A 12,137-nucleotide genomic window follows, 5' to 3' on the forward strand; every position below is an offset into this window, starting at 1 on the left:
TTACACAGGGCATTTTCATCGTGTGAAACTACGCGTGGGGGATTATATATTCACCCAGATTATCGCCGCACATGCCATACAATTGGCGACGCATCGGACGTGTCCTCCTCCTCGTGAGTATCGTACTCCTGCTCGCCTCACCGGGCATTCTCATCGTGAACGATGATGATAAGACAAAAACTTCATCGACAACATCACATCAAGAAGAAGGTCATCACGACAAAGAAGGACAGAGTCATGGAGCAGAGGGTCAAACTGAAGAGGGGCACAGTCACGAAGGAGAGGGTCAAAGTGAAGGTGAAGCAGGATTTGCGAGTGGTTGGCCGACGATGATTGGTGGACTATTCCTACTTGGGACAGTAGCTACGGCGCCAGTCTATCAATATACCAATAAGCGTCGACAGGATTTCTCAGTTTCATCAGTCCATCTTTTCGTCGCGTTACTTGCGCTCTTTACCGCTGCTGTGCATCTCTATCTCTTCCTCGAGCATGGTTCGCTGATCATGCTTTTCGCTGGATTAGGATTCCTGGGCGGAATTGGCTTATTCTTTGTTGGCATTAACCGTCAGTACCTCTATTTGGTCGGAATCCTCTTTACTGCAGTACAAATTCTGCTATGGGTCAACGATGGAATGCCCCATCTCGGGAGTTTTGGTCTTATTGACAAAGTAGTTCAGACGCTCCTTATTGTCACTCTTGGATACTTGTATTTAAAACGATGAGCAAGTTCTGGACATTTACTACTTTGGTATTTTAGTTATAGGCCTGTATTGATACTATACCCGTAGAAGTAACCACCAACTCGATGAGGCTGAAATCATACTACTTTCAACATGGGCGCATCATGCTCTATATGGCGTCCTGGTGACAGAGACTGTGCCATCACCGTGGCTATAAGTTCCCTTCTCTAGTAGATCCACAATACTTTAGTCTAGACGTGAGCATCGGCATGTGTGTGTGAGGATAGTCCTCCGCGTGAAACCCTTGCTCTCCTGGGTGACGAACACGTCCAAACCATACTATCCGTTACAAGTGAGCAACCAATGTCTGCAAATGAACTCAGTGACACGTGTGACGTTTCATTGGTGACAGTTTATCGGCGACTCGAAAAGCTCGTTGAACACGACCTCATCTCAGAGCAGGATGAACTGGCTCCTGATGGGAATCATTTTAAGAAATATAAGACGTCAGTCGAACATATTGATATCCGACTTGATCAGGGGGACTTCAAGGTCAATGTTAGGAGCTCAATGAAGGACGATGCATCTGATCGCTTTAAACGTATGTGGGACAATATCCGGAGGGAGGACTCATAATGCACCTTGGTCTTATTATTGCTAAAGTCATTATCGTGATCCTTGGCCTCCTCATCTCGTTCCAAAGCTATCGGGCGTACAAACGCTATGATAGTCAACCAATGTTCTTACTCGCGGTTGGTTTTTTCATGATCAGCATCGGTGCCGTCACTGAAGGCGTACTCTATGACGTTGTGAATTTCTCTATTTTCTATGCGGGGATGATTCAATCTACAATTGTAGCGATAGGCATGTGCTTCATTTTGTACTCTATCCACTACCAAACACAGTAGAAGAATACAGTGCCACTATTCTCAGGTGATCACCTGTACCGTATAATCAGGCATAGTGCTTCTTGTACTATCGTTTTGGAAGCGAAACTGCGTGGCTACTCAGGGTTTTAAACGTTAGGGAACTACAGTCGGTATCGGCAGTTACGACCTTTAGAACGAACAACAGTAACGACGCTACAACGGGCGAACGCTCAAGGGTAGCCGTTTTAGCGGAAATTCACTGCCTGCTTTAGCTTGTTAACCAGAATGGAGTAAAGTCTACAACGCCAATCGATTACTATGAACGTCGTCCAAAGTCTCGTCGAGGCCGCGAAGTTCCTCGGCAACATGACGTGGAAGACGTGGTGGGCACTGGTGCTCGGGTTCACCATCGCGGGCGCGGTGCAAGCGTTTGTGAGCGAGGAGCGAATGACGGACGTGTTGGGCGGTCGCGGTCTGAAGGAACTCGGGTTGGGGAGCTTCTTCGGCTTCCTCTCGTCGAGTTGTTCGTTTGGGGCCGTCGCCACGACGAAGTCGCTGTTCAAGAAGGGGGCGTCGCCGGAGTCCTCGTTCGCCGCGTTCCAGTTCGCCAGCACGAACCTCGTCATTGAACTCGGGCTGGTGATGTGGATCCTGCTCGGCTGGCAGTTCGTCGCCGCCGACGTGTTTGGCGGCATCCTGATGATCCTCCTGCTGGCCGCGCTGACGAAGTACATTATTCCCAATTCGTGGTTCGACGTTGCGCGCAATCACATCGATGATGACGAAGACGGAATGGTTCGAGATCCCGTCTGTGGAATGGAAGTTGACCCTAACGACGAGGGAACGCTCAGCGTCGACACCGACGGGGGAACCGAGTACTTCTGCTCGGAATCATGCAAGCAGACCTTTCTAAATCAGCGAGAGGACGAAACATGGAAGGACAAGCTTCTCACAGTCCATGGCTGGAAGAATGCCTTCCGCAACGCCATTGGTGAGTGGGAAATGCTATGGGATGATCTCGTTGCAGGGTTCATCATTGCAGCTCTTATCGCCGCATTTATCCCGAAAACGTGGTGGGCGCAGTTGTTCACGCTCGCACCAAAAGGAACTGTCGCGTGGATCATTCTCGGGAGTGTTATCGGTGTTGCAGTCGGTGTCATCACGTTCGTCTGCTCGGTGGCGAACGTCCCCTTCGCGTTGGTGCTGTGGACCTCCGGGATTCCGTTCGGCGGCGTGATGAGCTTCATCTACGCCGACCTCATCGTCCCACACATCGTGGACATGTACCGGAAGTACTACGGAAAGCGCATGGCAGCAACGCTGTTCGTCTCTATCTTCGCAGTTGCTGCTGTTGCGGGCATTGTGACTCACTTTGCCTGGGGCGCCATTAACCTCATTCCAAAGCGTGGCTCAACCGGTGGATCTGTTCCTCATGCTTATACCACCGTGCTTAACATCATATTCAGTATTATCTTCATTGCAGAAGTGTATGTGACGTATTTCGAGTCCGGTAGTGAACAAGAGGAGATGGCGACTCATGGTGATTAAGCCTATTATAGGGAAACAATGAGAGAAGTGACCTATTTGCTCATCACACTTACGGTGGTCAGCCTTTGGTTAGGTAGTGCATCAGTGTTCACTGGGCTTCTCCTCTGGGTTGCCACGATCCTTCTTATCAGTCTGCAATTAGTAGTTTTGTCGTATGCTATTCGAGATATACGTCACCGTGAAACAGCGTGAAATGAGCCTCGTTCGAATGAAACAGCACGATCCAGCTTAGCTATCTCCCAATGGCTGGTGTTTGTGTCGCAGGAAGTTTCGAGTACCAAGGAAGACGACTACGAGACTCACGATGAGTGCTGTCCCAAAGAGAAGAACGAGACTCAATACATGGAGCGCAACGATACCATAGGTATGGCTAACTATTTTGCTCATCACCGCCACACTATCGATGAGTAGCATCATTGCAAAATATTGCTTGAACTTCGTGGCGTCAACGTACTCCGTCAAATGTGAGCCAACATATGCACCAAAAATGCTTCCGCCAAGTAATGGAATCACAACTGTCAGGTGAACGGCATCTGCTCGGGCGTACAGAAACGCCCCATATCCACTCGAAATTGCGATTTGGAAGATATCAGTTCCGACCGCCACTGCTTCTGGTAGCGCTAATCCATACATCAAGCCGGGCAGAACAAGAAATCCTCCCCCAACCCCAAGTACACCAGCTAGGATACCTGTTATAAAGGAGAGTACTATTATCACTGATGCTGAAGCAGAAATACCGCCTTTGAACGTCATCATTGGTGGAGCGGGGAAGGTACTAATCTGGCGAATCAATGATGTATTGGCATCTGACGCAACTTCAGAGCCAACCGTCCGAACATCGTGTAACGTGTAGAGTCCGACAGCTGTTAATAACCCTACGTACATGACGCTGATTGCGAAATTAGCGACGCCGACGGTAGCTAGCGCAAACAGGAGCCGTTTCCCCACTTCTATCCCCGTCGTCATACCGAGGACGAGCAACAATCCGAGTTTGTAATCAATGTGGCCTAACCCGCGATGTGTGACAACAGCAGCGATTGACGTCCCGAAGACGAACACCAGACCGGAACCGACTGCTGCCTTCGCTGGATGACCCAGAACGAGTAATGCTGGCGTTACGAAAAAGCTCCCGCCGAGACCGAAGAATCCAAAGAGAATTCCAATGAGCAAGCCAAACACGACAAAGAATATCGTTCCTGACTCAAACACCCAGACGCTCATCCCCCCCATGATACTCGTCATAGTGGACGTCACCATCACGCTTGATTCTTTTCCACGGTAGAAAATCCGTAGCAGTAGCCGTCTAAAGCAATTTCAGAAAACGGATCTGTATCACAAAAGGAGTATCAAACCACAAAAACAGCGTGTCGCTTATTTTCACCGAATAACTCACGATGAGCTTGAGGCTAGTTTTGTGAGCATTGGGGAAACGTCCTCAATTTCGACAAGGGAGAACATAGAGTTCTGTGGGACGTTCGCTGGAAGAGGTAATCATGGGCAAAACTCAATGTTCTCACAACTCCCTCCTCTGAACTCCTTTAAATACTGTCTTGCTTCCATTACGTGCCTATACCTGTAACGAACAACGGTTAGATTGGAATATTGGGGGTCATATTCGATTCTTCATTAACCATTAGCGTATTATCTATGTTGTTGATGATGGGAAAGTCGTGAGGGCCCCAATTCCAACCCTCGTAAGTACCGTCTTAGATAATAAGGTGAATCAAAAATAAGTGTCCTGGTCTCATTGCCTCGTGATACTGGGTATCCGCTAATGATCGGTACACACTCTGACTAGTCGCTGTCGAATCGCCGGAGTTCTAACGAAACGAGCGAATGTACAGAAGAGGTAGGCCAAGTGCTCAGGGTCAAGCCCTGAGGCAGTTCATCACTAGGTCGTCACTCGTGCAGTGGCAGCCACGGGCTGTTCATTCTGCGTATATGGCCCATCAACGCCGGGGAACTCAAGCTGGCGATTGTTGTTCGCGTCGGTGTGGAGCATCGCCGTCAGCGACTGCGCTGATCGTTGCTGCTGTGCTTGAGTTTGCATCTGCTGCATCAACTGGCGCATTCGTGCATAATCTTTCGTCTGCTGGCGCATCATGTGGCGCATCTGCCCTTGGTTCATCGACTCGTCAGCTGTATGCATCAGCATTTGTCGTTCACGCATGCTCGTTTGGTTCATCAATTGCGCCATCTCTTGCATCTGGGCTTGGTGTTGGCCATCGGCCATCATCGCCTGCATCAACGCGTGCATGCGTTGTCGATCCTGCATCTGCTGCATCATGAGCCCCATCATCCGATTCATCTGCGTCTGTTTCATCATCTCGCCGCCCATGTGAGGGCCACTAGAATCGTTCATGATGCGTTGCATATCCTGGTGTGGCATCTGCTGAGCCCGCATCGTCATCATAATTCCTTGTGATTGGGTATGGTTCAACAACTGCATCATCTCCTGCATCTGTGAATAGTGAGATACTGCGCTCGGAGCCAATTCGATTTTAACATTCTTGTGTGTTCCCGCTTCGAGATAGTTCGATTGTCCGATGACTGCACCGCTTTCATCATGGATGAGGATAAACCCACCATTTGGCAGTGTCGCGGACGCCACGGTCACGGTCGTTCCATTCGCGGTCTGCTCCTCAAACACGACCTGTGGTTGTGCGTTTTGTGCTTGTTCTGCATCTGTGACATTCATACCCGTTTTAGCGGCAGCAACTCCAGTGCCAATAACGAGCAAACACACCGTTGCTACTACAGTGATTTGCCGAAATTTGATTGTCGTTGGTTTTCTCATTCGGTCACCCCCTAAGAGGCATTGCCTAACGACGAGAGCCAACTCCTTAACGCCACTAGCTAGAACTTGTTTTCTTTGACACACATTTTTAGAGGGTTTGTTTAGCCTGTAAGCCTACATTAGGACATCTAATAATAAGAGCGCGGGACGTGTCGTTCAGTGATGGTCGTGATTTTGGGAGTCTCCTGTCCCAGAAACTCTTTGGAAGAGACAGTCTACTTCTCGCCAGTGATTGAAACTTAGGTTTACCTACGATATTGGTTTAATCGACACGAGCAGTGTGTGGTAGATAATTAGCGCAGCCTGCCGAAGAGCTTGTAATCGTGGTCAGGAGTGTACTTGCGGAACAGCAGACTATTGGTGAGTACCGATACACTGGAAAACGCCATCGCACCTGCGGCCAGTATAGGCTGGAGAAGCCCCAGCGATGCTAACGGGATCATCGCGGTGTTGTAGCCCAGCGCCCACACGAGGTTCTGCTTGATCTTGGCGAGCGTCGCGTCGGAGATACGAATCGCCTTTACCACGTCAAGTGGGTCGTCACGCATGAGTGTGACATCCGCAGCCTCGATAGCGACATCCGTTCCTGACCCGATAGCAGTTCCGACATTGGCAACGGCGAGCGCTGGCGCGTCATTGACCCCGTCGCCGACCATCATTGCCATGCGTCCTCCGTCTTGTATGGCTTCGATTGCGTCGGACTTGTCCTCAGGGAGTACCTCTGCGCGGACGTTCTCGGGGTCAATACCCACTTGCGCGGCGACAGCACGGGCGGTCCGCTCGTTATCGCCGGTAATCATCATCACGTCAAGGCCGCGCTCCTCAAGAGCGCTCACCGCGTCTTTCGCACTTTCCTTGACCGTGTCGGCATCAGCGACCACGCCCACGAGTTCACCCTCGTAGGCGACGAGCATTGCTGTCTTCCCCTCGTTTTCGAGGTGTTCCATTGTTTCTTCGGCGGGTGCCGGATCGACATCGTTATCGCGCAGGAGCTTGCGGTTGCCGATGAGGATTTCACTCTCATCGAGTGTCGCTTGGATACCGTGCCCTGGGACGTTTTCGAACGCGTCGGGTTCCATGACGTTGAGGCCACGCTTTTCGGCTCCCTCGACGATGGCCTGCGCGAGCGGGTGTTCGCTCCCACTCTCCGCACTGGCAGCCAAGCTGAGTACGTCGTCCTCGTTGAGGCGTTCGCGAGCGGTCAGTTGGCCTCCGTCAGCTGCCGTATCGCCACCATCGGTGAGCGGCTGGCCATCGGCACCAACTGCAACGACATCCGTTAGCTCCATCTCCCCTTTCGTCAAGGTGCCGGTCTTATCGAACACGATGGTGTCGACATCCTTTGCTCGTTCGAGGACGTCACCGCCCTTGAAGAGAACACCGTTCTGTGCACCAAGCGTAGTGCCCACCATCGTTGCTGCCGGCGTAGCTAGTCCAAGCGCGCAGGGACACGCGATGAGAACCGCACTTGCGAACACGATGGTTGCGAATTCAAACGCCGACAGCGCAGCTGGACCGCCTCCAACTAACCCCCACAGCGGAAGTGCGGCCACGAAGTTAGCAAGTGTTCCGGGGAAGAGGTACCAGACTGTTCCCCAGAACAGGGCGTTCACGATCACTGCGGGAACGAAGTACGCAGAGATTCGATCGGCGAGATTCTGGATATCAGGTTGACGGGACTGCGCCTCCTTGACCGTTTGGACGATCTGCTGGAGTGCAGTATCCTCGCCGACCCTCGTCGCCTCGACGATGAGTACGCCGTTCTCGTTGATGGTCGAGCCGACGACTTCGTCACCTTCTCCTTTTTCCACGGGAACAGATTCGCCAGTGACCATCGATTCGTCGACCGCACTCTGGCCGTCCACGACGACACCATCAGTAGGGATCTTCTTGCCAGGTTGAATCTTCATTCGATCGCCAACTGCCACGTCTTCGATGGGCACGTCACGCTCAGTGCCATCGTCCTCGACAACTGTTGCAGTGTCCGCCTCCATCTCCAACAACTTACGGAGCGCATCGCTTGCTTGGCCCTTCGAGCGCGCTTCGAGGTAGTTGCCGAGTGTGATGAACACGAGGATGAGCGCGGCCGTGTCGAAGTAGAGACCGCCCGCGATCAATCCGAGAAGTACTACGACGCTGTAGACGTACGCCGTGGACGAACCGAGCGCGATAAGCACGTCCATATTGGCGCGTTTGTTCTTCACGAGCGCCTTGTAGGAGTTCTTGTAGAACTCCCAGCCGAGGATGGCTTGGACAGGCGTCGCAAGCAGGAACTCAACCCAGCCGAACTCGATGCCGAAAATCATCTCTGGAAGGATTCCGCCGCCCAGAATGAGTTTATCAGCAAGAAAGAGGATGAGAGGTGCAGAGAGGACGGCACCGAACAGCGTGAGCCGAAGCTGTTTGCGGATTTCGGCCTGTCGGGCGGCATCACGACGATCCTCGGCGGAATCTTCAGATTCACCATCTTCACGGACGGGTGTATAACCAGCGTCTTCGATGGCGTCGTAGAGGTTCGTGAGGGTTGCTTCAGCAGGGTTGTACCTGACTTGTGCCTCGTCTGTTGCGAAGTTGACGTCGGCCTCGATGACACCCGGCGTTCGCTCGAGTACAGACTGCACCGTCTCTGAGCAGTTTGCGCACGACATTCCCGTGATGCCGATCGTCTTCGTCTCCGTAACAGGCGTATATCCGGCGGTCTCGATGGCTTCGTAGATCTTTTTCAACGAAACTTCGTCCGGGTCGTACTCAATGGTTCCCTCGTCGGTGGCGAAGTTGATGGTCGCTTCTGATACCCCGTCGAGGGAGTCGACAGAGTCGGCGATAGTCTGCGAACAATTCGCGCAGCTCATTCCCTGGATATTGATGTGGATTCGACGCTGGCTCATTACTACTTCATACGTCTCCCCTATTCAATCGATTTGCCCTTTCGAATGTTCAGGAGACGAACTCAGAAATCTTTGAATCAAAGGTACAACAGTGACAGTGGGACTCAATCTGCGCCTTGTTGGAGTAGCTCGTACTTCTCCTCGAAGCGGGTTTCACACGACGGGCAACAGAACTGATAGAGATCTCCATCGATGCGAGCCGACGTTCCTTCGCTATCAACTGTGTTTCCACACTCTGCGCAAGTCAGCGCAAACTCCATCCCCCCTACGTTAGGAGACCAATCTGCACCCGAGAGGAGTGTTACCTCGAAGTCATCGATTGTTTCCTCGCTAAAGGTGGCGGCAAGCCAACCGGCGACATCGGTGTCTGGGGCTCGTACATAGGCTACAAGGTCAGCCTCTGCAGTGGTGAACACGTTCTCGACTGCACCAGTATCGAGGAGCGTTTCCTTGACCGATGAGACATCCTGACTGCCAGTTGCGATCTCGAGCGTCAGCAGAACCGGTGTCCCTTTGCGGAGTTGGGAGCGGTCGATATCGAGCGTAAAACCACGGATGATTCCTCGCTCTTGGAGTCGAGCAACCCGATCTGATACAGCTGGTGGAGAAAGCCCAACTGCATCCGCAATATCACTGTAAGGCCGACGGGCGTTCGACGTCAAGAGCTGTAAGATTTCGAGGTCGGTTTCGTCTAGATCGTGCATAGTGGTGTTACGCCGTCGAGAGCTAAAAGCCACGCGCATTTTGCCTTCGTTTCTAATGTTACTGCCGAACTCAATCTACAAATCAAAAGAAGAATCCATAAAAGACAGCCAATCGTATATCGAAGTGTATGACGACTACCATCACTGTTGAGGGAATGTCGTGCGAGCACTGTGAACAAACTGTCGAGGAAGCCCTTCATGATGTAGACGGTATTACCAACGCGACTGCCAATCATGAAGCCAAGGAGGTGAGCATCGATGGGGACGCCGATACCTCAGAACTCGTCCAGGCCGTCGAAAATGCAGGGTACACGGCGAACGTCTGAAAAGGATTGAAAGTATCCACACAGCTCAACCCACTCGTACTGGTTTCTTCTTAGCTCTGTGCTGGTGGTTAAGTTACGCTATGGCGATTCTGCGTGGACAACGTCGGCGAGACTTTCGAGTTGTGCAGCTACGTGTTCACTCTCACCCGCTAAGTGGACGACAAGATCGTCAAACGTGATAATCCCGACAACGTCCTCATTTTGGACAACAGGAATTCGCCGTGCGTTCACCTGATTCATGTGGTGCAGTAACCGTGGAACACGTGCATGAGAGTCGATAGTGTGCGGATCTTTGGTCATTATGTCCTCTGCCGTACGGTCTATCCCTGACTCGTCACCGTGTAGAATGTTTGTTCCATGCTCGTCTGTTAGGAGATGAATCACGAGATCACGATCGGTGATGATCCCGACAAGATCTCCGTTTTCGGTGACTAAGACATCCCCCACGTTTTCATCGGCCATCGTTTGTGCGACTTTATCAATAGTCGTATCACGGGAGACACTCACTACGTCTTTTCGAGCAATTCTCCCTACATGGAGGTTGGTGTTGGGATGTTCGTTCGTCATCGACTACCATACACCAGAGAGATCAAAAAAGGTAGTGCCCCAATCGGTGTCGTGAGACGCTACTTGCCTACTGGAGTGGTGGGAGTCAGTGGAAGTGTAAATAGGACATAGATACCAACTACCTATGGAAACGATGGGGTGCAGCCCAGATTGCTGTCGAAGTCGGTGACGAGTATTGCCAGCCGTGATCGGATTTCCAACTCCAACAGAGAGGGTTACCTCCGTGGCGAAATACCGCGTTATAGGAATCATACTATAGACAACACCAGCGGTCGTCCGCCGGTGATCCTTTTACCCAGGACACCGAAAGAAAACTCTCGGGTGGGTACACAATGAGTGAGCATCATGGGCTTTCGTCCGACGAGGTAACCGACCACCAACACGAGGAGTCCCAGGAACCGGGCACCATGATGCTCAAGCATCCAACGATGGAGATCTGGCCGCAGTATCCTATTGTCATTCTTGGACTCTGGCTCATTGCGAGTCCGATCACTTTCGGATACGAGAGCTTTGCGATGACCGTCAGTGACGTCGTTAGCGGAATACTCCTGATTGTGCTCGCAGGTGCTGTGATTTTCCTCGAGAGTGGTTTCGCGAATTACGCAAACGGTTTCGTGGGCGTCTGGCTGCTCCTTGCACCGCTACTCTTCTGGGCACCGACAAGTGCCGCCTACCTAAACGACACACTCGTCGGGGTCTTTGTCATCACGTTTGCTGTGCTCGTTGTTATGCGGATGGAGATGTCGGGGCCAGATGTCCCCCGCGGCTGGACGTATAACCCCTCGACGGCGGCGCAGCGGGCGCCAATCATCGTCGCTGGGCTCATTGGGTTCTTCTTTTCGACCCACATGGCCACGTTCCAACTCGGTTATACCAACTTCGTCTTCGAACCGTTCTTCGGCCGTGGAACGGTGAACGTGCTCACTTCCGATGTCTCGAAGATGTTTCCGATTTCCGACGCTGGCCTCGGGGCTGTTGCATATGCGATCGAAGTCCTCATGGGATTCATGGGCGATAAGCGCCGCTGGCGGACAATGCCCTGGATGGTGACGTTTTTCGGCATCGTCGTCATCCCACTGGGACTTGTCAGTATCGTCCTCATTATCCTCCAACCGCTGGCCGTCGGGTCGTGGTGTACCCTCTGCCTTCTTTCTGCACTCGCGATGCTGTTCATGATTGCGTTGACGGTCGATGAGGTCGCCGCGATGGGGCAGTTCCTCTACCGGCGAACGCAAAAGGGCGAATCACTCTGGCATGCCTTTTGGATGGGAGGGTCGTACCGCGCTGCAGATGCTGGTGTGGACGGCGAGACGCGCTCAGGCGCTAACTCGTTTTTGTCGATGTTCTGGGGGATGTCTATACCCTGGCATCTCCTCGGTGCAACAGGGCTGGGGCTCTGGTTGATGCTATCTCCCGCACTCTTCGGTACGACGGGTGCCGCCGCAGACAGTAGTCACCTCATCGGCGCGCTCATCGCCACATTCTCTGTAATCGCCATGGGCGAACCAGTACGCATCGTCCGCTTCGTGAACGTTCCTCTTGGGATATGGGTCATCGTGGCGCCATGGATTCTTACAGGAGGACCCACGGTTGGCCTGTGGAACGGTATTGCTGTCGGTACTCTCGTCATTTTCGCAAGTCTTCCTCGTGGGAGTATTCACGAACAGTACGGCTCCTGGAACCAATATATAAGATAACGCTAATCTGAAAGCGTCGCTCTCTTCGTCTCCTCGTTACGAAACCCAGTACCGGGCTGAA

Annotated in this window: 11 protein-coding genes; 6 read left to right on the plus strand and 5 right to left on the minus strand. The window is 52.3% G+C overall.

The window, feature by feature from the left end:
- The first annotated feature begins 113 nt into the window (after nucleotides 1-113).
- From LIX00_RS16350 to LIX00_RS16365, 4 genes are all read left to right on the plus strand, one after another.
- Complete coding sequence (locus LIX00_RS16350; protein ID WP_227356045.1) at nucleotides 114-722, plus strand: DUF7475 family protein; 609 nt, start codon at nucleotides 114-116, stop codon at nucleotides 720-722.
- A gap of 231 nt (nucleotides 723-953) precedes the next feature.
- Complete coding sequence (locus LIX00_RS16355) at nucleotides 954-1,316, plus strand: winged helix-turn-helix domain-containing protein (protein WP_227356046.1); 363 nt, start codon at nucleotides 954-956, stop codon at nucleotides 1,314-1,316.
- A complete protein-coding gene (locus tag LIX00_RS16360; protein WP_227356047.1) occupies nucleotides 1,316-1,588 on the plus strand; it encodes a DUF7521 family protein in 273 nt (90 codons plus the stop codon). Before LIX00_RS16355 ends, LIX00_RS16360 begins: the two co-directional genes overlap by 1 nt.
- 279 nt (nucleotides 1,589-1,867) lie before the next feature.
- Nucleotides 1,868-3,097 carry a permease gene (locus LIX00_RS16365; protein WP_227356048.1) on the plus strand — a complete coding sequence of 410 codons (1,230 nt, stop codon included), beginning with the start codon at nucleotides 1,868-1,870 and terminating at the stop codon, nucleotides 3,095-3,097.
- 228 nt (nucleotides 3,098-3,325) lie between these two features.
- Here LIX00_RS16365 and LIX00_RS16370 read toward each other — a convergent pair whose 3' ends face one another.
- From LIX00_RS16370 to LIX00_RS16385, 4 genes are all read right to left on the minus strand, one after another.
- Nucleotides 3,326-4,327, minus strand: coding sequence for a sulfite exporter TauE/SafE family protein (locus LIX00_RS16370; protein WP_227356049.1), 1,002 nt, complete (start codon nucleotides 4,325-4,327; stop codon nucleotides 3,326-3,328).
- 661 nt (nucleotides 4,328-4,988) lie between these two features.
- Entirely contained in the window at nucleotides 4,989-5,894 is a 906-nt protein-coding gene (locus LIX00_RS16375; RefSeq protein ID WP_227356050.1) for a DUF7282 domain-containing protein, read from the minus strand.
- Between the two features lie 293 nt (nucleotides 5,895-6,187).
- Nucleotides 6,188-8,782 carry a heavy metal translocating P-type ATPase gene (locus tag LIX00_RS16380; protein WP_227356051.1) on the minus strand — a complete coding sequence of 865 codons (2,595 nt, stop codon included), beginning with the start codon at nucleotides 8,780-8,782 and terminating at the stop codon, nucleotides 6,188-6,190.
- A gap of 104 nt (nucleotides 8,783-8,886) precedes the next feature.
- Nucleotides 8,887-9,486, minus strand: coding sequence for an AsnC family transcriptional regulator (locus LIX00_RS16385; protein WP_227356052.1), 600 nt, complete (start codon nucleotides 9,484-9,486; stop codon nucleotides 8,887-8,889).
- A gap of 128 nt (nucleotides 9,487-9,614) precedes the next feature.
- Between LIX00_RS16385 and LIX00_RS16390 the strand changes: the two genes are divergently transcribed.
- The gene (locus tag LIX00_RS16390) at nucleotides 9,615-9,812 is read left to right on the plus strand and encodes a heavy-metal-associated domain-containing protein (protein ID WP_227356053.1); all 198 of its coding nucleotides are present in this window, start codon (nucleotides 9,615-9,617) and stop codon (nucleotides 9,810-9,812) included.
- Between the two features lie 78 nt (nucleotides 9,813-9,890).
- Here LIX00_RS16390 and LIX00_RS16395 read toward each other — a convergent pair whose 3' ends face one another.
- Entirely contained in the window at nucleotides 9,891-10,379 is a 489-nt protein-coding gene (locus LIX00_RS16395) for a CBS domain-containing protein (protein WP_227356054.1), read from the minus strand.
- A gap of 332 nt (nucleotides 10,380-10,711) precedes the next feature.
- On the opposite strand from LIX00_RS16395, the gene LIX00_RS16400 reads away from it, so the two are divergent.
- Nucleotides 10,712-12,076: a vitamin K epoxide reductase family protein gene (locus LIX00_RS16400; RefSeq protein WP_227356055.1), complete on the plus strand. Its 1,365-nt coding sequence runs from the start codon at nucleotides 10,712-10,714 to the stop codon at nucleotides 12,074-12,076.
- Nucleotides 12,077-12,137: the final 61 nt, after the last annotated feature.

The organism is Haladaptatus salinisoli (assembly GCF_020614375.1).
In the GTDB taxonomy this organism is placed as follows: Archaea; Halobacteriota; Halobacteria; order Halobacteriales; family Haladaptataceae; genus Haladaptatus; species Haladaptatus salinisoli.

Coding starts and splice junctions, on each gene's coding strand:
- LIX00_RS16360 (WP_227356047.1), top strand. CDS start 1,316: ATGCACCTTGGTCTTATTATTGCTAAAGTCATTATCGTGATCCTTGGC.
- LIX00_RS16365 (WP_227356048.1), top strand. CDS start 1,868: ATGAACGTCGTCCAAAGTCTCGTCGAGGCCGCGAAGTTCCTCGGCAAC.
- LIX00_RS16370 (WP_227356049.1), bottom strand. CDS start 4,327: ATGGGGGGGATGAGCGTCTGGGTGTTTGAGTCAGGAACGATATTCTTT.
- LIX00_RS16375 (WP_227356050.1), bottom strand. CDS start 5,894: ATGAGAAAACCAACGACAATCAAATTTCGGCAAATCACTGTAGTAGCA.
- LIX00_RS16380 (WP_227356051.1), bottom strand. CDS start 8,782: ATGAGCCAGCGTCGAATCCACATCAATATCCAGGGAATGAGCTGCGCG.
- LIX00_RS16385 (WP_227356052.1), bottom strand. CDS start 9,486: ATGCACGATCTAGACGAAACCGACCTCGAAATCTTACAGCTCTTGACG.
- LIX00_RS16390 (WP_227356053.1), top strand. CDS start 9,615: ATGACGACTACCATCACTGTTGAGGGAATGTCGTGCGAGCACTGTGAA.
- LIX00_RS16395 (WP_227356054.1), bottom strand. CDS start 10,379: ATGACGAACGAACATCCCAACACCAACCTCCATGTAGGGAGAATTGCT.
- LIX00_RS16400 (WP_227356055.1), top strand. CDS start 10,712: ATGAGTGAGCATCATGGGCTTTCGTCCGACGAGGTAACCGACCACCAA.